Genomic DNA, 23,852 nt, shown 5'->3' on the forward strand with positions numbered 1-23,852 from the left:
GTCACCCCACCCCGCTCCGCATTCCGCTTCGCTCCATGCGAAGCGACCCTCCCCGTCCAGGGGAGGGTAAGGAGGTCCCGACCCGGTCGCCGGGCCCCGCATCGACCGGAATTATGTATACACCGTATCTGATTATGGTATTATAGTAAGCTAAAATCGGCCTTGAACGATTCCATTCCTTCGTTATTGTATACATAACGCATACATAAGCCGTGGGAGTGAGACCGATGACAAAACCGTTCCCGATGAACGCCTGGTACGCCGCCGCCTGGGACGCCGACGTGAAGCCGGCGCTGCTGCCGCGGACGATCTGCGGCAAGCACGTCGTGATGTACCGGAAGGCTGACGGCTCGGTCGCCGCGCTCGAGGACGCCTGCTGGCATCGCCTGGTGCCGCTGTCCAAGGGGCGGCTGGAGGGCGACACCGTCGTCTGCGGCTATCACGGCCTGAAGTTCAACGCGCAGGGCCGCTGCACCTTCATGCCCTCGCAGGAGACCATCAATCCCTCGGCCTGCGTGCGCTCCTATCCCGTGGTCGAGCGCCACCGCTACATCTGGCTCTGGATGGGCGATCCCGCGCTGGCCGATCCCGCGCTCGTCCCCGACATGCACTGGAATCACGATCCGGCCTGGGCCGGCGACGGCAAGACCATTCATGTCAAATGCGACTACCGCCTCGTGCTCGACAATCTCATGGACCTCACCCACGAGACCTTCGTGCACGGCTCGTCCATCGGCAACGATGCGGTCACCGAAGCGCCGTTCGACGTCACCCATGGCGAGAAGACGGTGACGGTGACGCGCTGGATGCGGAACATCGAGCCGCCGCCGTTCTGGGCCAAGCAGCTCGGCAAGCCCGGCCTCGTCGACCGCTGGCAGATCATCCGTTTCGAAGCACCGTGCACCATCGCGATCGACGTCGGCGTGGCGCCGGCAGGCACCGGCGCGCCGGAGGGCGACCGCTCGCAGGGTGTCAACGGCTTCGTGCTCAACACCATCACGCCCGAGACCGAGAAGACCTGCCACTATTTCTGGGCCTTCGTGCGCAATTACCAGCTCGGCGAGCAGCGCATCACCAGCGAGATCCGCGAGGGCGTCTCCGGCATCTTCCACGAGGACGAACTGATCCTCGAGGCGCAGCAGCGCGCCATGGACGAGAACCCGGACCGCATCTTCTACAACCTCAACATCGACGCCGGCGCGATGTGGACGCGCAAGCTGATCGACAGGATGGTGGCGAAGGAAAACGGGCCGCAGCGCCTGCAGGCCGCGGAGTAGATCGTGGCCGAGCGTGAGGTCGACCGTTCCGTCTCGCAGACCGTGAAAGCGCAGCTCGCGCTGCGGGACCAGATCCTGTCGGGCAGCTTGCGTCCGGGCGAGCGCATCTCCGAGCTGCAGGCGGTGGAGACCACCGGCGCCTCGCGCACCCCGGTGCGCATGGCGCTGGTGCGGCTGGAGGAGGAGGGCCTGTTGGAGGCGATTCCCTCCGGCGGCTTCATGGTGAAGGCGTTTTCGGAGCGCGACATCTCCGATTCCATCGAGCTGCGCGGCACGCTCGAAGGCCTTGCCGCTCGCTTTGCCGCCGAGCGCGGCGTCTCCGCGCGCGAGCTCGAGCCCTTGAAGGAGTGCCTGGCTGCAATCGACGAATTGCTGCGCCAGGTGCCGATCTCGATCGAAGCCTTCTCGTCCTATGTCGCGCTCAACGCGCGCTTCCACGCTTTGCTCACCGAATTGTCGCGCAGCCCGCCGCTGATCCGGCAGATCGACCGCGCCTCGGCGCTGCCGTTCGCGTCCCCAAGCGGCTTCGTGATGGCGCAATCGGCATTGCCGGAAGCGCAGCAGATCCTGATCATCGGACAGGAGCACCACCGCGTCGTGATCGACGCCATCGAGAACCGCGAAGGCGCGCGCGCCGAAGCCGTCATGCGCGAGCATGCCCGGCTCGCCGTGCGCAATCTGCGGCTGGCGCTGCGCAACCGCACCCATCTCGACCTGTTGCCGGCGCTCGCGCTGATCAAGACCACAACCGATTGAGGGCAGCCGCCATGCGCTTCATCGAAACCTGGATCCCGGCGACGCTCGTCTCGATGCGCGACCTCGCGCCCGGCATTCGCGAATTCCTGATCCGGCCCGATCAGTTCGATGCCGCTGCGTATCCGGTCGGCAGCCACATCAATGTCAGCGTGACCATCGACGGCCTGCCCGAGACGCGGTCCTATTCGCTGGTCGGCGAAGCCTCATCGGACGGTTTGCGGATCGCGGTGCGCCGCGCCGAGGACTCCCGCGGCGGCTCGCGCTACATGTGGCAGCTCGCGCCGGGCGCGCGGCTCGACATCACCCAGCCGGCCTCGCTGCTCGCGGTGGACTGGTCCCGCGAAAGCTATTGCCTGATCGCAGGCGGCATCGGCATCACGCCGATCCTCGGCGCTGCGCAGGCGCTGGCGCGCCGCGGAGCAAGCGTCACGCTGCATTACGCAGTGCGCTCGCGGGCTGAAGCCGCCTATCTCGACGATCTCGCCGCGCTGCTCGGCGATCGCCTGGTCGTTCATGCCGGCGACGAAGGCCAACGGCTCGATCTCGGTGCGCTGTTCGCGTCGGTGCCGCAAGGCGCGCTCGCCCTGTTCTGCGGCCCGATGCGCATGCTCGATGCCGCGCGCCATGCCTGGGTCGGCGCCGGCCATCCACTGCCCGATCTCCGCTACGAGACCTTCGGCTCCAGCGGCACGCTGCCGACCGAAACGTTCCGCGTGCGCCTGAAGGGTTCGGATGTCGAGCTCGAAATCCCGCGCGAGCGCTCGATGCTCGACGTGCTCAATGCCAGCGGCTTTGAGGTGATATCCGACTGCAAGCGCGGCGAATGCGGCCTCTGCGCCATCGACGTCGTCGATGTCGACGGCGAGATCGACCATCGCGACGTGTTCTTCAGCGATCATCAGAAAGAGAGCAACCAGAAGATCTGCGCCTGCGTCTCCCGCGCACGCGGCACCATCACCGTGGACACCCTGCTGCGCGCGGATGCGGTTTGACGCCGCGGGGACCTTGGTACCCTACGCCGCGTAAATGGCCCGAAGCTTCTTCGTCTCCAGCAGCGCCAGAACGCGATCCGCCGACACCGGTCGGCTGATCAGGTAACCCTGCACCTCGCCGCAATTGATTTGCCTGAGATATTCGAGCTGATCGGCGGTCTCGACGCCTTCGGCGACCACGCTGATGTCGAGATCCCGCGCGAGGCCAACCACCGATTTCACGATGGCGGCGCAATCCGGCTGCACCAGCATGTCGCGGATGAAGGACTGGTCGACCTTGATCCGGCTGAACGGCAGCTTGCGCAGATAGGTGAGGGAGGAAAAGCCCGTCCCGAAATCGTCCAGCGCCACGGTGACGCCGAGCTGCAGCAGCGCGTTCAGGACCGACTCGGCCGAGCCGTATTTCGACAGCAGCATCGATTCCGTGATCTCGATCTCGAGCCGATGGGGTGCGATCTTCGCCTCGCTGAGCGCCTGCACGATGATCTGCAGGATGCCGGCGTTGTGAAACTGCGCCGCGGAGAAATTCACGGCGACCCTGATCTCGTCGGGCCATTCGGCCACCGTCGCGCAGGCGCGACGGATGACCCATTCGCCGATCTCGTGGATCAGCCCGGTCTCCTCCGCGATCGGGATGAATTCGCTCGGCGGCACCAGTCCGCGCTCGGGATGTTGCCAGCGTAGCAGCGCCTCGAATCCGGTGATGCGGCCTTCGTCGAGATCGAGGAACGGCTGAAACACGAGGAACAGCTCGTTGCGTGCGATGGCGCCCTGAAGGTCCGCCTGCAGCGCCTTGCGGTCGCGGGATGAACGGTCGTCGGCTTCCTCGAAGAAGCAGACCGTGCCCGGCCCCGCCTTCTTGGCGCGATAGAGCGCGGCGTCGGCATTCTTCATCACGTCGAGCTGCGTATTGCCGTCGCGCGGCGCCAGCACGATGCCGACGCTGGTCGCGCCGACGATCTGGCGGCCCTCGATCCGGAACGGCTCGTCGAAGGCGGCGACGAAGCGTTCAGCGATTTCGAGCGCATCCTCGGGCCGCGCCAGATTGGCCATCACCAGCGCGAATTCGTCGCCGCCGATGCGAGCGACATGCTCCGCCGCACGCGTGCAGCGCTGCAGGCGGCTTGCGGCCTGGACCAGGAATTCGTCGCCGGCGGGATGGCCGAATTTGTCGTTGACCTCCTTGAAGCGATCGAGGTCGAGCAGCAGCACCGCGAATTCTTCGCCGGACAAGGTCAGTCGCCTCAAGGCGGCATCGAGCGTCTCGTTGAAGGCGAAGCGGTTGGGCAAGTGGGTCAGCGGATCCTGCCGCACCGTGCGCTCGGCCTCGATCTGCCGCGTCACGCGCCGCGCGAACGACAATGCATTGACGAACACGCCGCGCAGCAGCACGCTTCCGTAGACCACGACGAGGAAGGCGATCAGCAGAAAGGCCAGATCGCCGTTCCTGCCGAGGCAGATGGCGATGCCGACGAAGATCGGGGCCGTGAATGCGATGGCCGCGATCGGAATGGTGCCGAAGGCCAGCGCACCGCCGGCCAGCATTCCGGAGCACAGGCAGGTGATGACGAGCTGGCCGCCGGTGGAGGCGTCGTTGAAGAAGGCAACCGGGACGATGCCCCAGGCGGAGCCGAGCACGAAGGCATTGCGCACCAGGCGGTGCATGGCGCGGCGCGAGACGAATTGCGGCTTGGTGATGCGGCGTGCCGCGCGGGATTGCAGGCCGAACGCGATCGCCGCGCCGGCCACGGCGGTGGCCCAGATCGCGGCGGAGATCCTGTCCGGCGATTGCCACAAGGCGATGGCGAGCACGATGGCGTTGCAGGCGTTGGCCAGCATGATGCCGACCGAATAGCCGAGCACCAGGGACATCTGTTCGGCGCGGATATGGCCGGCCACGGCCTCGTCGGTTGCAGGACCGCCAAAGGCCGACAGATCGCCGGCGAACAGCCGCGCGAAATAGCTGGTCGTTTGAGTCCGCATTCCAGAGCCTAGCAGCTTGGGCCGGTTGTCCGGCGCGGAGCCGAGAATTCGCTGCAAACCTTTGACGAACTATGAATTATCCTTCGCCGCAGGGGATGCGCCGACCACTTCTGCGTGTTCAATGGAAGGTATCGATAACAAATCGATACAAATGCGTATCGTGGGACTCGCTCACCGCCCCATCTGCTTCGGATCGTAATAGAACCGCTCCTCGACCAGCTTGTCGCCACGCCACGTCTGCCACGCGATTTCGTCCAGCGTCCGGGTGATCCCTTCCGCATTGGTGAAGCTGAAGGTCCAGCGTGTCGCGACATGGTCGCCCTCGATCAGGCTCGGACCGATGCGCACGGCCCTGACCTCCTTGGTCGCCGCCAGCACGCCGCGCTCCTTGGCGACCAGCTGCTCGCGTCCGACGGTCGGCGGCGCGTTGTTCTCATAGGTTGCTGCGTCGGGCAGATAGAATTGCTCGATCGCGCCGACGAAATCCCCATCTTCCAGGCGCTTGGCAAAAGCTTCGACAATCTCACGGCTCGGCATGGTACACCTCGTGACAAAACCGACTGGTGGTCGGTAAATACCGACCGGTAGTCGAAAAGTCAACTGGCGGCCTCCGCGCGGTTGGATTAGACGGGAGCCATGGCAAAACAGGCGGAGCGGCGGGCGGCGACATCGGAGGCAATCCTGCTGGCGGCACGCCGCCTGTTCGGGACGCAAGGCTTTGCCGCCACCACCATGGACGAGATCGCGGAGGCAGCCTCCGTCGCCAAAGGCGCGGTCTATCATCACTTCAGGACCAAGGAGGCGGTGTTCGAGGCCGTGTTCGACCAGGTCTCGCGCGACCTCGTCGTCGAGATCGACGGTGCCGCGCGCGCCGAGAAGGACGTGCTTGCCGCGATGGTCGCCGGCACCCAGCATTACTTTGCCGCGACCGCGAAGGGGTCGACCGGCCAGATCATCCTGCGCGACGGCCCGGCCGTCCTCGGCTGGGAGCACTGGCGCGAGATCGACGCCAAGCACTTTGGCGGCAAGCTGCCGCGGGCGCTTTCCGCGGCGATGGACGCCGGCCTCATCGCGCGGCAGCCGGTCGAGCCGCTGGCGCGATTGCTGCTGGGCGCGGTGACCGAGGCCGCGGTCGCCTGCGCCGGCCATGCCGATATCGCAAGGGCGGGCGCGGAATATGCCCGTGCGTTCAAGTCGCTGGTCGAGGCGCTGCGTGTCGCTGCATGATCTGCTAGGTGACGGAACGGGAAACGCCTACGGCAGCAAGAAGACAGTCAGGACATGACCGCAAACACCTCGCTCACATCCAACGATCCAGAGTTCGACTACATCATCGTCGGTGCCGGCTCCGCCGGCTGCGTGCTCGCCAACCGCCTGTCCGCGAACGGCAAGCACAGCGTGCTGCTGCTCGAGGCCGGCCCGAAGGATTCCAACATCTGGATCCACGTCCCGCTCGGCTACGGAAAGCTGTTCAAGGAGAAGAGCGTCAACTGGATGTACCAGACCGAGCCGGAGCCCGAGCTTAAGGGCCGCCAGGTGTTCCAGCCGCGCGGCAAGACGCTGGGCGGATCGAGCTCGATCAACGGCCTGCTCTACGTCCGCGGTCAGCACGAGGATTACGATCGCTGGCGCCAGCTCGGCAATACCGGCTGGGGCTACGACGACGTGCTGCCCTATTTCAAGAAGGCCGAGAACCAGTCGCGCGGTGCCGATCAATATCATGGCAGCGGCGGTCCGCTGCCGGTCTCCAACATGATCGTAACCGATCCGCTGTCGAAGGCCTTCATCGACGCCGCGGTCGAGACCGGTCTGCCCTACAATCCTGATTTCAACGGTGCTACCCAGGAAGGCGTCGGCCTGTTCCAGACCACGACGCGCAACGGCCGACGCGCCTCGACGTCCGTTTCCTATCTCGGCCCGGCAAGGACACGCGGCAATCTCAAGGTCGAGACTGAAGCGCTCGGTCAGCGTGTGCTGTTCGAGGGACGTCGCGCCGTCGGCGTCGAATACAGGCAAGGCGCAACCGTGCGCCGTGCGCGGGCGCGGCGGGAGATCGTGCTGTCGAGCGGCGCCTACAACTCGCCGCAGCTGCTTCAGCTCTCCGGCGTCGGGCCCGGCGACCTCCTGCGCAAGCACGGCATCGACGTCGTGCTTGACGCGCCGGGCGTCGGTCACGATCTCCAGGACCACATGCAGGTCCGCATCGTGATGCGCTGCTCGCAGAAGATCACGCTCAACGACACCGTCAATCATCCGCTCCGCCGCACCCTCGCCGGCGCGCGCTATGCGCTGTTCCGAAAGGGCTGGCTGACGATCGCGGCCGGCACCGCGGGCGCGTTCTTCAAGACCAGCCCGCGGCTCGCCTCGCCCGACATCCAGGTGCATTTCCTGCCGTTCTCGACCGACAAGATGGGCGAGAGGCTGCACGACTTCTCCGGCTTTACGGCGTCGGTGTGCCAGCTCCGTCCCGAGAGCCGCGGTTCCTTGCGCATCCGGAGTGCGGACCCGACCGTGCCGCCGGAAATCCGCATCAACTACATGTCGACCGAGACCGACCGCTCCACCAACGTCGAGGGCATCAAGATCCTGCGCAAGATCCTGAACGCGCCGGCCATGAAGCCGTTTGTGGTCAGCGAGTATGACCCCGGGACGAAGGTATCCACGGACGCCGAGATACTGGATTATTGCCGCGACCGCGGCAGCACCATCTACCATCCGACCTCGACCTGTCGTATGGGCAACGACGCGCTCGCGGTGGTCGATCAGCGGTTGAAAGTGCGGGGCCTCGAAGGGCTTCGCGTCGTCGACGGCTCGGTCATGCCGGATCTCGTGTCGGGGAACACCAACGCGCCGATCATCATGATCGCCGAAAAGGCCTCCGACATGATATTGGAGGATGCGGGATAACCCGCGCTTGTTGAGAGGACCAGGACTTGGCTACGCGATTGAGGATCGGCACACGCAAGAGCGCGATGGCGCTGGCACAGACGGAAGAGATCGCGCGCCGCCTGACCGCCGCCGTGCCCGGTCTCGACGTCGAGATCGTCAAGTTCGACACAACGGGCGATACCGACCAGACCAGCAAGCTGCTGCCCCATGGCGGCAAGGGCGGCGCCTTCGTGGCGCAGATCCGGGCCGCCGTGCTGTCGGGCGATCTGCAGGCGGCGATGCATTCGCTGAAGGACATGCCCGGCAACGAGGACACGCCTGGCCTCGTCATCGGCGCCACGCTGTCGCGCGATCCGCCCAATGACGCGCTGGTGCTGCGCGATGGTATGACCCTGGAGGCGCTGCGCCAATCGCGCGGCAAGGGTTTTAAGATCGGCACCAACGCGGTCCGCCGGGCCGCCTATGCGCGGCGGCTGTTTCCGGATGTCGAGGTGATCCACTTCCGCGGCGCCGCCGACACCCGCGTGCGAAAGCTCGACAATGGCGAGAAGCAGAAGCTGCCGGATGGCGGCGCGGTAGGCCCGGCGGACGCGCTGATCATGGCACGTTCCGGTCTCGACCGCGTCGGCCTCGCCAGCCGCATCGCCTATGAGTTCACGGCAGTCGAGATGCTGCCGGCGGCGGGACAGGGCATCGTCGCGGTCGAATGCGCCGCGCAAGACTGGCAGACGCGGCAGATCCTGTCATCGATCGACGATGCTGCCGCGCACGCCTCTGCCGATGCCGAGCGCGAGGTGCTGTGGGTGCTGAACGGTCACTGCAATTCGCCGGTCGCGGGCTTCTCGACCATCGCGGGCGACCGGATGTCACTCACCGCGTCCGTGCTTGATCTCTCCGGCAACACCATCATCGAATCCTCGCGCGAAGGTCCCGCCGATCGCCCACGCGAGCTCGGCCGTGCGGTGGGGCTGGATCTGCTGATGAAGGGCGCCGCCGAGATCATCGAACGCAGCCGGCCGCGCTGAACCCGTTAATTCCGGCCTAATCTGCTGCAATTTTACACAAACTTGTCGTTATCTTGTCGAGAACCGTCTCGGTGACTTTCGCTTTTCCTGCGGCCTTGCCCAGCGCATAGCAGTCGCGGTTGAGCGAAAGAGGCGACGACGATGACTGCGAACGAGATATTCATTCTCGAAGACGATCTGACAACCCGCGCGATGATGAGGATCGTGCTGGAGAAGGCGGGCTATCAGCCGGTCTTCTTTGCCGATGGCGAAGCCCTGATCGCGAAGGCCCGCGATGCCTCTCCAGCCTGTATCCTTCTCGACCTGTGCCTGCCGGGAATATCGGGGCTGGACGTTCTTGGACAGCTGACCGATCAAGCCTATCCGGCACCTATCCTCATGGTGTCGGGACAGGGCGATATCCCGACCGCCGTCCACGCGCTTCGGGCCGGAGCGGCGGATTTCGTCGAGAAGCCATTCAGTCCTGCAGATCTGGTTGCGCGGATCGAGTCGGCCGGCGTGGGCGTGCCTGCGCATTCAGCGAATCCAGCGGACCATTTCAAGGAATCGCGCGGGCTCACACGGCGCGAATGCGAGGTTTTGGATCATCTGATCGCGGGATCGTCGAGCAAGGTGATTGCGCGGAAGCTCGGTATCAGTCCGCGAACGATCGAGGATCACCGCGCCAGCATCATGCGAAAGGCCGGCGTCAAGTCGATCGCGCAGCTTTCGATCATGGTCTTCGACGAGGCACATGACCTGAAGGGCGAGCCCGCCGCCGCCGGGCGCCGCACCGTTCACTGACGATACAGGCGGTCGACGCTCTTGTCCGCTCCGTTAGGGCGAGACGAACTACCCTCTCACGCGCTTGATCATCTGTTCGACATGGGCGATCGGCGTCTCCGGCTGGATGCCGTGGCCGAGGTTGAAGACGAAGCGCCCTTGCGCAAAATTGGCCAGCACGTTGTCGACCGCGCGGTCGAGCGCGGCGCCGCCCGTGATCAGCACCAGCGGATCGAGATTGCCCTGCACGGCGACCTTGCTCTGCACGCGCTCGCGGATGAAGGCGGGCTCTGCGGTCCAGTCGATGCTGACCGCGTTGACCCCGGTCGCCTCGACGTAGCCGGGCAGCAGGGCGCCTGCGCCGCGGGGGAAGCCGATGATCTTGGCATCCGGCACCTTGGCCCGCACGCCCTCCACGATGCGCCGCGTCGGCTCGACCGACCAGCGCGCGAATTCGGCCGGTGGCAGCACGCCGGCCCAGGTATCGAAGATCTGCAAGGCGTTGGCGCCGGCATCGAGCTGCGCCAGCAGATATTGAATGGAGTTCTCGACCAGCACATCGACGATCTCAGCGAACGCCTCCGGATGCCGGTAGGCCATCATCCGGGCCGGCGCCTGGTCGGGCGTGCCCTGGCCGGCGACCATGTAGGTCGCGACCGTCCACGGCGCGCCGCAGAAGCCGATCAGCGCGACCTTCGGGTCCAGCGCGCTACGTACGATACGCAGCGCCTCGAACACCGGCTCGAGCTTGCCGAAATCGGCGCGCCGCATCAGCGTCGCGACCTTGGCGGGATCATCCAGCGGATCAAGTCGCGGGCCCTCGCCGACCTCGAACCGCACCTCACGTCCGAGCGCATAGGGGATCACCAGGATGTCCGAGAAGATGATCGCCGCATCGAAGCCGAACCTGCGGATCGGCTGCAGTGTCACCTCGGCCGCAAGCTCCGGGTTGAAGCAGAGGTCGAGGAAGCCGCCGGCCTTGGCGCGCACCTCGCGATATTCCGGCAGATAGCGGCCGGCCTGCCGCATCATCCACATGGGCGGGGTGCTCTGGCGCTGGCCGGAGAGCACGTCGATGAAGGGCTTCTTTGCAGATTGGGGCACGAATGGTCCTGAACAGGGTTATGGCCCCTGATACACCGCCTCGGCCCGCAGCGGAACAGGGGAACCAGCGCAATCGGGCCGCGTTGACCAGCCGATGGAGGAGATCATGGCTGAGACATTCAATCCCGCGCCGCATGACAAGCACGCCGACGATCTGCGCGAAGCGCTCGCTGCCGACCGGCAATCCAAGCTCGATGCCGGGCTGAAGGACACGTTCCCGGCATCCGATCCCGTGAGTGCCGCCCAGCCGACGCCCTCGAAGGCCGATGCCGATGCCGACAGTCCCTCGCTCTGGGACAAGGTCAAGGCGATTTTCAGCTAGCCGGCGGGAGGAGGCCGGATTCCGATAGGCTCGCTAATATCCTGTTAGCAATGCGCTGATTGCGGCATCCGTAGGACTACTGGAACCAGGGCAGATCGCCGCGTATTCCAGTAGGGATTTCAGAGTTCACTAATAGAAGCGGCAGAGTTTCCGAACCATCGGAGAATTCTGCCGCATGAGCCTTGCGACCCAACGAGCCGGATGGAGCTATCTGCCGCTGCGAGCGGCAGCTTTCGTCGCGCTGACCTGCGCGACCATCCTCGGCGTCAGCGGCTGGCGCGAATGGGCCGCGCGCGATGCTGTGCTCAGGGGTGCCGAGATGGAGATGGCGAACGTCACCCGTTCGCTGACCCAGCATGCCGAAGACAGCCTCGATCTACTGGATTCCGGCGTCGTCGGCACCGTCAGCCGGATCGAGATGGACGGCACCGGTCCTGAAACGATCACCAAGCTCGGCAACGTCCTGGAGGCGCGCAAGAAGGCCGTGCCGCGGATCCACAACTTTGCCATCATCGACGAGCACGGCAACTGGCTGACCGCGCCCGGGACGACCGCGTCGACCCTGAGCGACGATGCCTTCTTCCGTTATCATCAGCTCTCGCCGAAACGGGAGCCCTTTGTCGGCCGCCCCGTGAAGAGCCTGCTCGAAGGCGAATGGGTGGTCACCTTGTCGCGCCGCTTCAACAAGCCTGACGGCAGCTTCGGCGGCGTGGTCCTCGCGACCATCAGCTCCCGATATCTTGCGCGCTTCTACGAGCAGTTCGAGATCGGCCGCAACAGCTCGGCGGCGCTGGTGCACGGCGACGGATTGATCATCGCGCGCAATCCCAGCAACGAAAAGTTCGTCGGCCACAGCGTCGCCGATACTCCGCTGTTCCGCGACGCCAGCCTGCAGCGGCCGAGCGGCGTCTATCATTTCAAGTCGCCGCTGGACGGTGCCGAGCGGCTCAGCTTCTACAAGCGCAGCAGCCGCTATCCGCTGGTCATGCTGGCCACGCTCGACAAGGAGGAGCTGCTCGCACCCTGGCGCGCCGCGGCCATCTCCCGCATGCTCTACGTCGTCGCGCTGGTGATGCTGATTGCCATCATCGGCGCCGTGCTGGTGCGGCAGTTGCAGCGCGGTCAGCGCATGGCCGCCGCCCTGGTCGAGAAGGAGGCGCATTTCCGCCTGCTCGCCGAAGGCTCCAGCGACATGGTGACGCGCATCGGGCTCGACGAGCGGCTGCGCTATGTCTCCCCCTCGTCCATACGCGTCGTCGGCTGGCGCGCCAATCAGTTGATCGGCACACCGGCGCTGGCGGGCATCAATCCGGAGGATCTGCCGGAGGTCCAGGGCATCGTCGACGCCATGAAGCGTGGCGAGCGGGAGGAGGCGCGCCTCATCTACCGCAACTCGCACCGGAAGAACGGCGAGGTCTGGCTGGAATCGACGATGCGCGTGACGCGCAAGGACAATGGCCGGGTCGACGGCGTGGTCGCGATCTCCCGCGACATCACCGAGCACAAGAAGCTGGAAACTAGGCTCGAGACGCTGGCGATCGAGGACAGCCTCACCGGCCTTGCCAATCGCCGCCGCTTCGACGAGCGCTTGAAGGAAGAATGGGCGCGCGCCTATCGCGACCGCTCCAGCCTCGCTTTGCTGATGATCGATGTCGATCACTTCAAGGCCTACAACGACGAATATGGTCATCCCGCGGGCGATGCCTGTCTGCGCCTGGTGGCCAAGATCATCGCGGCGGAGACGCAGCGCGCCGGCGATCTGGCGGCGCGTTATGGCGGCGAGGAATTCGCCATGCTGCTGCCGAACACCGATGCCGCCGGCTGCGCTCTGGTCGGTGAACGGATCCGCACGGCCATTCACGAGGCCGGCCTCGCTCATAGCAGCAATCTGGCGTCTGGATGCGTCACCGTCTCGGTTGGCGGTGCGACCTGCCGGCCGGCGCTGGAGCGCACGGCGGGCGTGGCCTCGCTGGTTGAAGCTGCCGACCGGGCGCTCTACGCCGCCAAGGACGCCGGCCGCAACCGACTGATGATGTCCGGCGAGCTCATGAGTTTGATGCCCAAGGCATCCGGCCAGTAGGGCGGCTCAATAATGCGGCGGAGGCTCGTTGGCGGGCCCCGGCGCATTCGCCTCGGCCTCCTGGAGCCGCTCGCCGAGCTCCGAGATCTTCCGCGTCAGCACGTCGATCTGCTTCCACTGCGCGGTGATGGTCTGGTTCAGCGTCTCGATCGTGTCGTCCTGATAGGCGAGGCGCGTCTCCAGCGTATCGATGCGCTCGCTCAGCGTCTTGATCTCATTCGTCACGCGCAGCGTCCTTGTTCTGTTCGCGCAAACCGTGGCCCAGCGCGACGCGTTCGTCGAACACGAAGCATTCGCCGCGCCAGCGGCTCTGTGCCTCCGGCACCTCTTCCAGATATCTGAGGATGCCGCCCTTGAGGTGATAGACCTCGGTAAAGCCGCGCGCGAGCAGATGCGCGCTCGCCTTCTCGCAGCGGATGCCGCCGGTGCAGAACATCGCGATCCTGCGGTGCCTGGCCGGATCGAGCCGCTCGGCGGCAAAATCCTTGAACTGGCCGAAGCTCCTGATTTCAGGGTCGACGGCGCCTTCGAACGTTCCCATCGCCACCTCGAAGGCATTGCGGGTGTCGAGCAGCAGCGTATCGGGTGCCGAGATCAGCGCGTTCCATTCGCTCGCATCGACATAGGTGCCGACCTGGCGGGTCGGATCGGCAGCCGCATCGCCGAGCGTGACGATCTCCTTCTTCAGCCGCACCTTGAGCCGCCCGAACGGCATCGCCTCGGCGGTCGAGAATTTCAATTCCAGATTGTCCAGCCTGCCGCCGAACAGGTCGCCGTGCGCCAGCTCGCGGGCGAGGGCGTCGATCGCCTCCGGCGGGCCGGCGAGCGTGCCGTTGATGCCTTCCTGCGCCAGCAGCACGCTGCCCTTCAGCCCGAGGCTGGCGCAGAACGCGCGCAGCGGCTCCCGCAGCTCGCGGTAATCGGGCAGGGCGGCGAATTGGTAGAAGGCGGCAACCTTGTAGATCATGCGGCTCGTTTAGCAGGCAGGCGCCGTCCAGAAAACCCGCATGGCCGGGACTGGCAAAAGGTCTATACGCCCGGCGGATGGCAGCCATTTCCTTGGCATGCCAGCATTGCCCGGACGGGCCGGAATGTGTCATGTAGGCCCGGTTTTTCCGAGACGGTGCGCGCACCGGCGCCAGCGGCCCGAGTGGCCTAACGAGAGCAAGAATTCGATGAGAAACTTCCACTTCCCCGGCAGGTCCACGGTCCACGCCACCAACGCGATGGTTGCGACCTCGCATCCGCAGGCCTCGCTGGCCGCGATCGAGGTGCTGCGCGAGGGCGGGACGGCGGTGGATGCGGCGGTGGCCGGCTCGGCCATTCTCGGCGTGATCGAGCCGCAATCGACCGGCATCGGCGGCGACTGTTTCGCGCTGATCCAGCCGCGCGGTGAGGGCAAGATCATCGCCTATAACGGCTCCGGCCGCGCGCCGAAGGCGGCCAACGCCGACTGGTATCTCGAGCGCAAGATCAATTCGGTGCCGTTGACCTCGGCGCATGCGGTCTCGATCCCCGGCGTGATCGACTGCTTCGCGACCGTGCTGCGCGACCACGGCAAGTTCGGCTTCGACCGGCTGCTGCAGCCCGCGATCAAGGCGGCCGAGGAAGGCTATGTCGTCGCGCCCCGCATCGCCTTCGACTGGAAGAACCAGTTCGAGAAGCTGAAGGCCGGCACCAACACCGTGCGCTACCTGTTGCCGGGCGGCAAGCCGCCGGTGGCCGGCGACGTCATCCGCCAGGCCGAGCTCGGCAAGACCCTGCGCGCGATCGCCAAGGACGGCCGCGACGCCTTCTACAAGGGCGCGGTCGCCGAAGACATGGTCGAAACCCTGCGCGGGATCGGCGGCCTGCATACGCTCGACGATTTCGCCGCGCACACCACCGAGACCACGACGCCGATCGGCACCATGTACAAGGGCTACGACGTCTGGCAGTGCCCGCCGAACGGCCCGGGTGTCACCGCGCTTCTGATGCTCAATATCCTGTCGCGCTTCGACCTGACCAAGTACGCGCCCCTCAGCGTCGAACGCTTCCATCTCGAGGCGGAAGCCGCGCGCATTGCCTACATGAACCGCGAGATGCATGTCGCCTCGCCTGCGCACATGAAGATCAACGTCGCCGAGATGCTGGAGAAGGGTTTTGCCGACGATTACATCAGCAAGATCCGCATGGACGGCATGCTCGATCTGCCGAACGTCGCGCCGCCGATGAATCCGTCGACCATCTACATCACGGTGGTGGACAAGGACCGCAACGTCTGCTCGTTCATCAATTCGGTCGCGCATTCCTTCGGCTCGGCGATCGTCTCGAACAAGACCGGCGTCTTGTTCCAGAACCGCGCCGGCGGCTTCCGCATCCAGCCGGGTCATCCCAACTGCATCGAGGGCGGCAAGCGGCCGCTGCACACCATCATGCCGGGCCTGCTCACCAAGGGCGGCCGCTCCAGGATGTCGTTCGCGGTGATGGGCGGCCAGTACCAGCCGACCGGCCAGACTCATCTCCTGACCAACATTCTCGATTATGGCTGCGACGTGCAGGAGGCGATCGACATGCCGCGCGGCCTGCACTACGAGGGCCAGTATCAGCTCGAGGACAGCGTGCCGGCCGCGATCGTCGAGGGTCTGAAGAAGCTCGGCCACAAGACCACCAGCGTGGTCGGCCCGCTCGGCGGCGCCCAGGCGATCTGGATCGATTGGGACAAGGGCACGCTCACCGGCGGCTCCGATCCGCGCAAGGACGGCTGCGCCCTGGGTTATTGATCGCCGCGCCGGTTCCTGGCGCCAGATCAGAATAAGTTGACGAAGGGCGGTGCGGCATTTGCTGCGCCGCCCTTTCTCGTTCGGAACGTAGCTCATTGCTTCCGGTTAAGGGGCGATGAGCGGCGCAGGCGTGCGCTGCTTTGCAAGAAGCGGCGGAGGCGTCGATGTCGAACACGTCAGGTTCCAAACAGTCAGCATTCGATCGGCGCGCCTTCATGGCAGGTGCCGCCGGCAGCGCGCTCGTCCCGCTCACGGCGCGCGCGGCCGCAGCGGAGGCGAGGGCCGCGGCCCCACAGGATCCCGCGCTTCCCGTCGACGTCACGCTCCACGTCAATGGCAAGGAGAAGCGGCTGAGCATCGATGCGCGCACCACGGTGCTCGATGCCCTGCGCGACCATCTCAAGCTCACGGGCAGCAAGAAAGGCTGCGACCACGGTCAGTGCGGCGCCTGCACGGTGCTGATCGGCGATCGTCGGGTGGTCTCGTGCCTGACGCTTGCGCTCGCCGCCGAGGGGCAGGAGATCACGACCATCGAGGGGCTCGCCACCGACGACCACCTGCATCCGATGCAGCAGGCTTTCATCGACAACGACGCCTTCCAGTGCGGCTATTGCACGCCCGGCCAGATCATGTCGGCGATCGCCTGCGTGAAAGAGGGCCATGCCGGCAGCGAGGCCGACATCCGCGAATATATGAGCGGCAATATCTGCCGCTGCGCCGCCTATCCCAACATCGTCGCCGCCGTGAAGCAGGCCGCGCCCGAGATCATGAAAGGCTAGGCGCATGCGACCATTCTCGTATCAGAGAGCGACAGATCCGACCGCGGCCGTGCAGGCACTCGGTGCCGCAGCCGCTGCCAACACGCCACTGACGAAGGCGACGGCGCAGCCGCTGGCCGGCGGCACCACGCTGATCGATCTGATGAAGCTCGACGTGATGCGACCCGCAGGGATCGTCGACATCAATCCGCTGGCCCAGGGCTGGTCGGCGATCGAGCTCAAGGGTGACGGCCTGCGGCTCGGCGCGCTCGCAAAGATGGCGGACGTGGCTGCTCATGCCGAGATCGAGCGTCATTATCCGGTGATCGCCAATTCCCTGAAGCTCGCGGCCAGCGCGCAGCTGCGCAATATGGCGACGCTCGGCGGCAATGTGATGCAGCGGACCCGTTGCAGCTATTTCCGCGACGTCACTTACGAGAATTGCAACAAGCGCAATCCCGGCTCCGGCTGCGCCGCCATGGACGGCGTCAACCGCATGCATGCGGTGCTTGGCGTGTCCGATCAATGCATCGCGACTTATCCCGGCGATTTCGCCCAGGCGCTGATCGCGCTGGATGCCATGGTCGAGATCACCGGCCGGTCCGGGACCCGCAATATGCCGTTCGCCGAGTTGCACAAGGCACCCGGCAGCACACCCGACATCGAGACCACGCTGCAGCCGGGCGAGCTGATCTCGGCCTTCTCGGTCTCCGGCCGCTGGCCGCGTTCGGTGTACCTCAAGGCGCGCGACCGGCAATCCTATGAGTTCGCGCTGTCGTCGGCTGCGGTCGCCCTCGACGCGCAGGACGGCACGGTCAGGGAGGCGCGGATCGCCCTCGGCGGCGTCGCCACCGTGCCGTGGCGGGCGAGAGAAGCGGAGGCGCTGTTGAAAGGGCAGAAATTCGATGACGGCCTTGCGCAGCGTGTTGCCGATGCCGCCTTTGCAGAGGCGCGCGGGCGCCGGCACAACAGCTTCAAGATCGCGCTCGGCAAGCGCGTGGTGGCACGCGCGCTTCAGCAGGCCGTAACCATGGAGATCTGATCATGACCGCTGCAGCTCCCGAGCCGAAGGAGAATATGGGCCAGCCCGTGTCGCGCTACGACGCGGTGGTGAAAGTCACGGGGCGGGCGACCTACGCCTCCGACATGCCGCTGGACAATCCCGCTTATGCATTCCTGGTCACCAGTGCGATCGCCAAGGGCCGCATCGACCGTTTCGGTCTCGACGACGCCAGGGGCGTCCGCGGCGTGATCGAGATCGTCACCTACGAGAACGCTCCGAAGCTGAAGGACTCGAAGCTCTTCAGCGACGGCGGCTATGCCGGGACCACGATCCAGCCGCTGAAATCCGCCGAGATCTCCCACGACGGCGAGATCATCGCTGTCGTCGTCGCGGAGAGCTACGAGGCCGCGCGCGAGGCGGCCAACCGCGTCAAGGTCAGCTACACGGCGACAGCGCCCAGCGCGACGTTCGACTCGCCTGGAACGACCGCAGCTGCGGCCAAGGGACAGAATGCACAGTTCAAGGAAGACGCCAAGGTGGGTGATTTCGCCAAGGCGTTCGACGCCGCCGAGGTCAAGCTCACCGCCGCCTATGACACGCCGACGCAGCACCACAATCCGATGGAGCTGTTCACGACGAGCTGCGCGTGGATGGGCGACAATCTCGTCATCTATGAAGGCAGCCAATACGTCTATGGCCTGAAGAATGGTGTCGCTGAGCAGCTCGGCATCGACGCCGACAAGGTGCGCGTGGTCAATCCCTATGTCGGCGGCGGCTTTGGCTCGCGCGGCTCGATGACGCCGCGGACCGCCATCATCGCAGCTATTGCCAGGCGCCTGAACCGCCCGATCAAGCTGGTCCCGACCCGCGACCAGGGTTTTACCATCACGACTTATCGTGCCGAGACGCGGCACGAGATCAAGCTCGGCGCCAGCCGCGACGGCAAGCTGGTTGCTCTGCGGCACGAGGGGGCCGAGATCTCCTCGCGCGCGGACGCTTACTGCGTCGGCGGCACCAAGACGACGACACGGCTCTATGCCTGCGCCAACGTCGACAGCCTGGTGTCGATCGTGCGCGCCGATCGCAACACGCCCGGCTTCATGCGCTCGCCGCCGGAGGTGCCGTATCTGTTCGCACTGGAGAGCGCGATGGACGAGCTCGCGGTGAAGCTGAATATCGACCCCGTCGAGCTCCGCCGGATCAACGACACCACCAATGAGCCCATTGGCGGCAAGCCATATACGTCGCGCGCGTTGATGGCCTGCTTCGACGAGGCGGCGAAGGCGTTCGGCTGGGCGCAGCGCTCGCCGCAGCCCAGATCGATGTCGGACGGCGACTGGCTGATCGGCCATGGCTGCGCCGCCACCTGCTATCCGACCCAGATGGCGCCGTCTGCCGCGCGCGTGCGTCTGCAGCGTGACGGCCGCACCCGGGTCGAGATCGCCGGCCACGAGATCGGCACGGGCGCCTACACGGTGATCGCCCAGACCGCGGCCGAGCGGCTTGGCGTGCCGCTCGAAAAGGTCGCAGTCTTCATGGGCGACAGCGATCTGCCGCCGGCGCCGGTGGCCGGCGGATCGAACTCGACCGCGAGCACCTGCTCGGCGGTGATGATGGTGTGCGACCAGATCCGCCAGCGCCTGTTCAAGGCGGTGATGCCGGGTCAAAGCCTGACCGACCGGGCCAAGGAGACCGTGGGTCTCGGTCAGACGCCGGCAACGCAGGCAGCGAAGAGCGATCGCCCGCTCGATCTCGAAAAGGCCTTCGACGCGCTCGGGGTCGGCGTTGTCGAGGAGTATGGCGAGTGGAAGCCGGAGGGTGCGCCGCTGGATTCCTTCCGCGCCATGCATAGCGGGCATCCGCGGCTCGTCGGTGGTCACCAGATGAAGGACCAGATCGCCTATGCGTTCGGTGCGGAGTTCGTCGAGGTCCGCGTCAACCGTTTCACGCACGAGATCCGGTGTCCTCGGCTGGTCGGCGCCTTTGCGGCGGGCCGCATCGTGAACCCGCGCACGGCGCGGAGCCAGCTCATGGGCGGCCTGATCTGGGGCATGTCGTCGGCGCTGCTGGAGGCCACGGAAATCGACGAGCGCAATGCGCGCTACGTCAACGACAATCTGGCCGATTATCTCTTACCCGTGAACGCGGACGTATCCGGCGTCGAGGTGATCATGCTCTCCGAGCAGGACGATCGTATCAATCCGGCCGGCGTCAAGGGCCTCGGCGAGCTCGCCAATGTCGGCACCAATGCCGCGATCTGCAACGCGATCCATCACGCCACCGGCCAGCGCATCCGCAAGCTCCCGGTCCGTCTGGAAAATATCGAGGTTTAGAGGGTGGAAACCGCCGCCACCTTGCGCTAGACACCTTCCGCCTCAAACGGAAGGTGTCTTATGCAGCGTTTCCAACGCGCGCTCCTCACGCTGATGTCGGCACTCGCGATCACGGTGATCGCCGGGGTGTCGCATTTCGTTTCCACCACGGCCTCGGCCCAGACCGCAGGAAAGACCATGACCACAGCTTCAGGCTTGCAGATTATCGACACCGCTGTCGGCACCGGCGCCTCGCCGCAGCCCGGCCAGATCTGCGTGATGCATTATACCGGCTGGCTCTACGAGAACGGCCAGAAGGGCAAGAAATTCGACTCATCCGTCGATCGCAAGGAGCCGTTCGAATTCCCGATCGGCAAGGGCCGCGTCATCGCCGGCTGGGACGAGGGTGTCGCCTCGATGAAGGTCGGCGGCAAGCGCACCCTGATCATCCCGCCGCAGCTCGGCTACGGCGCCCGCGGCGCCGGCGGTGTCATTCCGCCGAACGCGACGCTGATGTTCGACGTGGAATTGCTCGGGGTGAAGTAACGGATCGAGCTCAGCACAAACAAAAAGACCGGCCTTTCGGCCGGTCTTTTCGCTTTCAGCTTTGACGCGTCATTCCGCCGCGCGCTTGGCCGCGGCTGCGGCGCGATCGATCGCGTCCTTCGCGGCGTCCTTGGCATCGCCCATGGCCTGCTGGCCCTTGCCCTTGACTTCCTGGACCACGCCTTCGCCCTTCATGCGCTCGGAACCGGTGGCCTCACCGATGCCCTGCTTGGCCTTGCCGATCGCCTCGTTGGCGGTACCCTTGATCTTGTCGGTCGTGCTACCCATGAAACGCTCCTTCCGGTTTGCTTGGAATGACAACGTTTGACGGCTACGAGAGTTCCGATTTTGGTATGGCTCGCGAGCGCGGCTTTGGGTTAGTTTGCCGCGCACGGAACCAACAGAAAGCAAGTCCCATGACCGGCCATGACCATTCGCATTCCCACCATGACCACGATCACGACGATCGTTGGAAACATGACGGCGTGCGCGTCATTCCCGGCAACCAGCTCGATACCAACGTGCCGTCGACGGCCGGCATGAACCGCGCGGCCGCCATCAATTTCGCGCGCGTCGGCGCGCAGAAATTGTGGGCTGGCACCGTCAGCATCAAGCCCGACGCCAAGACCGGCGCGCATCACCACGGCCATCTCGAAAGCGTGATCTATGTCGTGAAGGGCAAGGCGCGGATGCGCTGGGGCGAGAGCCTGCAATTCACCGCGGAGGCCGGTCCCGGCGATTTCATCTTCGTCCCGCCTTACGTGCCGCACCAGGAGATCAATGCCAGCCCGGACGAGGTGCTGGAATGCGTGCTGGTGCGCAGCGACGGCGAGGCGGTGGCGATCAACCTCGACATCGAGCCGGTCGAGAAGCCCGAGACCGTGCTGTGGATCGATCCGGTGCACCGAGACCCGAACGAGAAGAAGTAGGGCCTGACGGTCCTTGCTGGTTCTGCGCGCCAGGGCCGGCAGACGTGATTCAAAAAATATCCGGAGGCGATGTCGGATGGGTGTCGGCCCGTCCGTCCTTGGGCAGAAGCCGCCCAAGGAGCCTCCGATGCCCAGGATGATTTTCCTCAATCTGCCGGTAACCGATCTCAAGCGTGCGACCACCTTCTATGAGGCGGTCGGCGCCACCCGGAACCCGCAATTTTCCGACGACACGGCGAGCTGCATGGTCTTTTCCGAGGCCATCTACGTGATGCTGACGACCCACGACAAATTCCGTCACTTCACGCCGAAGCCGATCGCGGATGCAAAGACATCGAACCAGGCGCTGTTCTGCATTTCCGCCGACAGCCGCAACGAGGTCGACATGATCGTTGACCGGGCCGAGGCGGCGGGCGGCGTGGCGGATCCCAGCCCGAAGGACGAATACAGCTTCATGTACGGTCGCAGCTTCGAGGATCCGGACGGCCACATGTGGGGTGTGAACTGGATGGACATGGCGGCCGCTCCGCCGCAGCCCGCCATGGCAGAGTCCTGATCGCCGTCCTCCGAACGCTCAACCGAAGGGAGCCGTCACAATGTCCAAGCTCGTCCCCTGCATGTGGTTCAACGGCGACGCCGAGGAAGCCGCGAAGTTCTACACCTCGCTCGTGCCGAATTCGGCAATCACGCACGTCCAGCGCAATGTGTCGGACAATCCGTCCGGCAAGGAAGGCTCCGTGCTCGTCGTCGAGTTCACGGTGGCAGGGCAGCCGCTGGTCGCGCTGAACGGCGGCATGAAGATGGAATACACCCACGCCATCTCGCTGATGATCCATTGCGACGACCAGGCCCAGGTCGACAGCGTCTGGAATGCGTTTCTCGCCCATGGCGGCAAGGAAGAGCAGTGCGGCTGGCTCAGGGATCGCTGGGGCGTGGCCTGGCAGGTGGTGCCGAAAGTGATGTTCGAATTCCTGTCGAGCCCCGACAGGGCCGCTGCCGCACGCGCGATGCAGGCCATGATGAAGATGGTGAAGCTGGATGTCGACGTGTTGCGTCGCGCGTTCGAGGGCAAGTCGGCGGCGTGAGGGAGCGCTCTTGCCACATACTCACTGTCATCGCCCGGCTTGAACCGGGCGATCCAGTACTCCGAGAAGGCAGTGACCAAACCGATGGGCTGCGGCGTACTGGATGCCCCGGACGAGCCGGGGCATGACAGCGGAATTTGAGGCGAGATCTCGCCGCTAGTAATTGATCCGCAGCCCGACGCCGCCGTGGATGGTGTTGCCGACCGGCTGTGGGCCGAGCGTACCGTTGGCGAACAGATCCACGATCCAGCCCTTCTGCACGCGGAAGCCGAGGCGGCCGCCATATTCGAACCAGCCCTGGTTGCCCATGGTTGGTACCACCATGCCCTGGCCGGTCACGGTGGCGACGATGCCGCTATGGCTCGCGAACGACTGCACCCAGCCGCCATTGATGTTGGTCTCGATATTGCCGCCGAACAGATGCGTCCACTGGCCGCCGATCTTGACGAGGCTGGTGCGGTCGGTGCCGGTGGCGATGCTGGCGTCGAACGGGTTGAAGGCCACCGCGCTGTCGCTGTAGCCGGACACGCGCTGCCAGAGCTGCCAGATCTCGATCGAGGCTGCGACCTCGTCGCGCGGCGAGATACGGCTCATCCAGCCGGCGCGGCCATAGACTGCGTAGTTCGAGGCATTGGTCGAGCTCGTGACGCTCACCGGCCCGAGGCTGGTGTCGTAGCTGCGGGTGTAGCGCGCCTTTTCCCACGGCGTCAGGATGGTGCCGACGTCGAAGAACGGGCGTGACGAGCCCCAGTCGGTGAAGTCGTAGCGCAAGGCGAAAGCGCCGATCGGGGCGCTGGTGATCTTGTATCCGCCCTCGTTGTATTGCGTGTAGGCGATGCCGGCGAGCAGCGACAGATTGTTGGTCAATTCCTTGCGGCCGTGGATGCCGGCCGAGAACGAGCCGGCCGAGCCGAACGCGCTGATGCAATCGCTGCAATTTACCTGCTCGTTGACGCCGAGCAGGACCGTGCCGAGCACGCGGTTGGTGATCATCTGGTTGAAGCGCTGGTCGGCGAGGCCGCCGACCGAATTGCCGCTGGAATCGGCGCCGGTCGGTGTCGGACTCGGCGACGGATAGGGATTGGGCGAGGGTGAAGGCGAAGGATATGGGCTCGGCGAGGGCGACGGCGAGCAGCCTTCCTCACAATTGGTGAGGTTCAGGGTCGCGGCGGAGACCGGCTGCTGAAAGCCCCATGCCAAAGTCATGGTGGCCATGGCCGCCAGCGCGGCGGCAAGAAGCATCTCGCGGACAGGGAGCCTTGCCATC

The 23,852-nt window shown here is 65.4% G+C and carries 24 protein-coding genes; 17 read left to right on the forward strand and 7 right to left on the reverse strand.

Annotated features, from left to right (window positions below):
• Positions 1–227 precede the first annotated feature (227 nt).
• From Q0743_RS01315 to Q0743_RS01325, 3 genes are read left to right on the forward strand one after another with little or no spacing between them, the layout of a single operon-like run.
• The gene (locus Q0743_RS01315; protein ID WP_298239794.1) at positions 228–1,277 is read left to right on the forward strand and encodes an aromatic ring-hydroxylating dioxygenase subunit alpha; all 1,050 of its coding nucleotides are present in this window, start codon (positions 228–230) and stop codon (positions 1,275–1,277) included.
• Between the two features lie 3 nt (positions 1,278–1,280).
• Complete coding sequence (locus Q0743_RS01320; RefSeq protein WP_298239795.1) at positions 1,281–2,033, forward strand: GntR family transcriptional regulator; 753 nt, start codon at positions 1,281–1,283, stop codon at positions 2,031–2,033.
• An 11-nt stretch (positions 2,034–2,044) separates the two neighbouring features.
• Positions 2,045–3,025 carry a PDR/VanB family oxidoreductase gene (locus tag Q0743_RS01325; protein ID WP_298239796.1) on the forward strand — a complete coding sequence of 327 codons (981 nt, stop codon included), beginning with the start codon at positions 2,045–2,047 and terminating at the stop codon, positions 3,023–3,025.
• A 21-nt stretch (positions 3,026–3,046) separates the two neighbouring features.
• On the opposite strand, the gene Q0743_RS01330 is transcribed toward Q0743_RS01325, so the two are convergent.
• Entirely contained in the window at positions 3,047–5,008 is a 1,962-nt protein-coding gene (locus Q0743_RS01330; protein WP_298239797.1) for an EAL domain-containing protein, read from the reverse strand.
• Between the two features lie 171 nt (positions 5,009–5,179).
• Positions 5,180–5,545: a nuclear transport factor 2 family protein gene (locus tag Q0743_RS01335; protein ID WP_298239798.1), complete on the reverse strand. Its 366-nt coding sequence runs from the start codon at positions 5,543–5,545 to the stop codon at positions 5,180–5,182.
• A 99-nt stretch (positions 5,546–5,644) separates the two neighbouring features.
• Between Q0743_RS01335 and Q0743_RS01340 the strand changes: the two genes are divergently transcribed.
• From Q0743_RS01340 to Q0743_RS01355, 4 genes are all read left to right on the forward strand, one after another.
• Positions 5,645–6,235, forward strand: a complete 591-nt coding sequence (locus tag Q0743_RS01340; protein WP_298239799.1) for a TetR/AcrR family transcriptional regulator — start codon at positions 5,645–5,647, stop codon at positions 6,233–6,235.
• Positions 6,236–6,289: 54 nt separating this feature from the next.
• Positions 6,290–7,915 (forward strand): choline dehydrogenase, encoded by a 1,626-nt coding sequence (locus Q0743_RS01345; RefSeq protein ID WP_298239800.1) that lies wholly within the window; start codon positions 6,290–6,292, stop codon positions 7,913–7,915.
• 26 nt (positions 7,916–7,941) lie between these two features.
• Entirely contained in the window at positions 7,942–8,922 is a 981-nt protein-coding gene (gene hemC, locus Q0743_RS01350; protein WP_298239801.1) for a hydroxymethylbilane synthase, read from the forward strand.
• A 141-nt stretch (positions 8,923–9,063) separates the two neighbouring features.
• Positions 9,064–9,705, forward strand: coding sequence for a response regulator (locus Q0743_RS01355; protein ID WP_298239802.1), 642 nt, complete (start codon positions 9,064–9,066; stop codon positions 9,703–9,705).
• Positions 9,706–9,753: 48 nt separating this feature from the next.
• Here Q0743_RS01355 and hemE read toward each other — a convergent pair whose 3' ends face one another.
• Complete coding sequence (gene hemE / locus Q0743_RS01360; protein ID WP_298239803.1) at positions 9,754–10,788, reverse strand: uroporphyrinogen decarboxylase; 1,035 nt, start codon at positions 10,786–10,788, stop codon at positions 9,754–9,756.
• A 106-nt stretch (positions 10,789–10,894) separates the two neighbouring features.
• On the opposite strand from hemE, the gene Q0743_RS01365 reads away from it, so the two are divergent.
• Positions 10,895–11,110: a hypothetical protein gene (locus tag Q0743_RS01365; protein ID WP_298239804.1), complete on the forward strand. Its 216-nt coding sequence runs from the start codon at positions 10,895–10,897 to the stop codon at positions 11,108–11,110.
• Between the two features lie 175 nt (positions 11,111–11,285).
• On the forward strand, positions 11,286–13,190 hold the full coding sequence (locus tag Q0743_RS01370; protein WP_298239805.1) for a diguanylate cyclase: 1,905 nt from the start codon (positions 11,286–11,288) through the stop codon (positions 13,188–13,190).
• A 6-nt stretch (positions 13,191–13,196) separates the two neighbouring features.
• On the opposite strand, the gene Q0743_RS01375 is transcribed toward Q0743_RS01370, so the two are convergent.
• Both Q0743_RS01375 and Q0743_RS01380 read right to left on the reverse strand, forming a co-directional pair.
• The gene (locus Q0743_RS01375) at positions 13,197–13,415 is read right to left on the reverse strand and encodes a SlyX family protein (RefSeq protein WP_298239806.1); all 219 of its coding nucleotides are present in this window, start codon (positions 13,413–13,415) and stop codon (positions 13,197–13,199) included.
• The gene (locus Q0743_RS01380) at positions 13,405–14,157 is read right to left on the reverse strand and encodes a rhodanese-related sulfurtransferase (protein ID WP_298239807.1); all 753 of its coding nucleotides are present in this window, start codon (positions 14,155–14,157) and stop codon (positions 13,405–13,407) included. Before Q0743_RS01380 ends, Q0743_RS01375 begins: the two co-directional genes overlap by 11 nt.
• 208 nt (positions 14,158–14,365) lie before the next feature.
• Here Q0743_RS01380 and ggt point away from each other — a divergent pair, with 208 nt between their 5' ends.
• The 5 genes from ggt to Q0743_RS01405 all read left to right on the forward strand — a co-directional run bounded on the left by ggt (position 14,366) and on the right by Q0743_RS01405 (position 20,571).
• On the forward strand, positions 14,366–15,952 hold the full coding sequence (gene ggt / locus Q0743_RS01385) for a gamma-glutamyltransferase (RefSeq protein WP_298239808.1): 1,587 nt from the start codon (positions 14,366–14,368) through the stop codon (positions 15,950–15,952).
• Between the two features lie 164 nt (positions 15,953–16,116).
• Entirely contained in the window at positions 16,117–16,731 is a 615-nt protein-coding gene (locus Q0743_RS01390) for a (2Fe-2S)-binding protein (protein WP_298239809.1), read from the forward strand.
• Positions 16,732–16,735: 4 nt separating this feature from the next.
• Entirely contained in the window at positions 16,736–17,752 is a 1,017-nt protein-coding gene (locus Q0743_RS01395; protein WP_298239810.1) for a xanthine dehydrogenase family protein subunit M, read from the forward strand.
• A 2-nt stretch (positions 17,753–17,754) separates the two neighbouring features.
• On the forward strand, positions 17,755–20,046 hold the full coding sequence (locus Q0743_RS01400; protein ID WP_298239811.1) for a xanthine dehydrogenase family protein molybdopterin-binding subunit: 2,292 nt from the start codon (positions 17,755–17,757) through the stop codon (positions 20,044–20,046).
• 60 nt (positions 20,047–20,106) lie between these two features.
• A complete protein-coding gene (locus Q0743_RS01405; protein WP_298239812.1) occupies positions 20,107–20,571 on the forward strand; it encodes an FKBP-type peptidyl-prolyl cis-trans isomerase in 465 nt (154 codons plus the stop codon).
• A 69-nt stretch (positions 20,572–20,640) separates the two neighbouring features.
• Here Q0743_RS01405 and Q0743_RS01410 read toward each other — a convergent pair whose 3' ends face one another.
• Entirely contained in the window at positions 20,641–20,859 is a 219-nt protein-coding gene (locus tag Q0743_RS01410) for a CsbD family protein (protein ID WP_298239813.1), read from the reverse strand.
• Between the two features lie 128 nt (positions 20,860–20,987).
• On the opposite strand from Q0743_RS01410, the gene Q0743_RS01415 reads away from it, so the two are divergent.
• From Q0743_RS01415 to Q0743_RS01425, 3 genes are all read left to right on the forward strand, one after another.
• Positions 20,988–21,500 (forward strand): cupin domain-containing protein, encoded by a 513-nt coding sequence (locus Q0743_RS01415; RefSeq protein WP_209969167.1) that lies wholly within the window; start codon positions 20,988–20,990, stop codon positions 21,498–21,500.
• Between the two features lie 127 nt (positions 21,501–21,627).
• A complete protein-coding gene (locus tag Q0743_RS01420) occupies positions 21,628–22,056 on the forward strand; it encodes a VOC family protein (RefSeq protein ID WP_298239814.1) in 429 nt (142 codons plus the stop codon).
• Positions 22,057–22,096: 40 nt separating this feature from the next.
• Positions 22,097–22,585 (forward strand): VOC family protein, encoded by a 489-nt coding sequence (locus Q0743_RS01425; RefSeq protein WP_298239815.1) that lies wholly within the window; start codon positions 22,097–22,099, stop codon positions 22,583–22,585.
• A 156-nt stretch (positions 22,586–22,741) separates the two neighbouring features.
• On the opposite strand, the gene Q0743_RS01430 is transcribed toward Q0743_RS01425, so the two are convergent.
• Positions 22,742–23,851, reverse strand: a complete 1,110-nt coding sequence (locus Q0743_RS01430) for a hypothetical protein (protein WP_298239816.1) — start codon at positions 23,849–23,851, stop codon at positions 22,742–22,744.
• Between the last annotated feature and the right edge of the window lies 1 nt (position 23,852).

Source organism: uncultured Bradyrhizobium sp., assembly GCF_936943645.1.
Lineage (GTDB): Bacteria > Pseudomonadota > Alphaproteobacteria > Rhizobiales > Xanthobacteraceae > Bradyrhizobium.

Bases quoted from the DNA above. Each gene is read 5' to 3' on its own strand.
- Q0743_RS01410 (WP_298239813.1), bottom strand. From the start codon at position 20,859: ATGGGTAGCACGACCGACAAGATCAAGGGTACCGCCAACGAGGCGATC.
- Q0743_RS01405 (WP_298239812.1), top strand. From the start codon at position 20,107: ATGCAGCGTTTCCAACGCGCGCTCCTCACGCTGATGTCGGCACTCGCG.
- Q0743_RS01395 (WP_298239810.1), top strand. From the start codon at position 16,736: ATGCGACCATTCTCGTATCAGAGAGCGACAGATCCGACCGCGGCCGTG.
- Q0743_RS01315 (WP_298239794.1), top strand. From the start codon at position 228: ATGACAAAACCGTTCCCGATGAACGCCTGGTACGCCGCCGCCTGGGAC.
- Q0743_RS01370 (WP_298239805.1), top strand. From the start codon at position 11,286: ATGAGCCTTGCGACCCAACGAGCCGGATGGAGCTATCTGCCGCTGCGA.
- Q0743_RS01380 (WP_298239807.1), bottom strand. From the start codon at position 14,157: ATGATCTACAAGGTTGCCGCCTTCTACCAATTCGCCGCCCTGCCCGAT.
- Q0743_RS01365 (WP_298239804.1), top strand. From the start codon at position 10,895: ATGGCTGAGACATTCAATCCCGCGCCGCATGACAAGCACGCCGACGAT.
- ggt (WP_298239808.1), top strand. From the start codon at position 14,366: ATGAGAAACTTCCACTTCCCCGGCAGGTCCACGGTCCACGCCACCAAC.
- Q0743_RS01425 (WP_298239815.1), top strand. From the start codon at position 22,097: ATGTCCAAGCTCGTCCCCTGCATGTGGTTCAACGGCGACGCCGAGGAA.
- Q0743_RS01420 (WP_298239814.1), top strand. From the start codon at position 21,628: ATGCCCAGGATGATTTTCCTCAATCTGCCGGTAACCGATCTCAAGCGT.
- Q0743_RS01415 (WP_209969167.1), top strand. From the start codon at position 20,988: ATGACCGGCCATGACCATTCGCATTCCCACCATGACCACGATCACGAC.
- Q0743_RS01325 (WP_298239796.1), top strand. From the start codon at position 2,045: ATGCGCTTCATCGAAACCTGGATCCCGGCGACGCTCGTCTCGATGCGC.
- Q0743_RS01390 (WP_298239809.1), top strand. From the start codon at position 16,117: ATGTCGAACACGTCAGGTTCCAAACAGTCAGCATTCGATCGGCGCGCC.
- Q0743_RS01330 (WP_298239797.1), bottom strand. From the start codon at position 5,008: ATGCGGACTCAAACGACCAGCTATTTCGCGCGGCTGTTCGCCGGCGAT.
- Q0743_RS01340 (WP_298239799.1), top strand. From the start codon at position 5,645: ATGGCAAAACAGGCGGAGCGGCGGGCGGCGACATCGGAGGCAATCCTG.
- Q0743_RS01400 (WP_298239811.1), top strand. From the start codon at position 17,755: ATGACCGCTGCAGCTCCCGAGCCGAAGGAGAATATGGGCCAGCCCGTG.
- Q0743_RS01335 (WP_298239798.1), bottom strand. From the start codon at position 5,545: ATGCCGAGCCGTGAGATTGTCGAAGCTTTTGCCAAGCGCCTGGAAGAT.
- Q0743_RS01345 (WP_298239800.1), top strand. From the start codon at position 6,290: ATGACCGCAAACACCTCGCTCACATCCAACGATCCAGAGTTCGACTAC.
- Q0743_RS01355 (WP_298239802.1), top strand. From the start codon at position 9,064: ATGACTGCGAACGAGATATTCATTCTCGAAGACGATCTGACAACCCGC.
- Q0743_RS01430 (WP_298239816.1), bottom strand. From the start codon at position 23,851: ATGGCAAGGCTCCCTGTCCGCGAGATGCTTCTTGCCGCCGCGCTGGCG.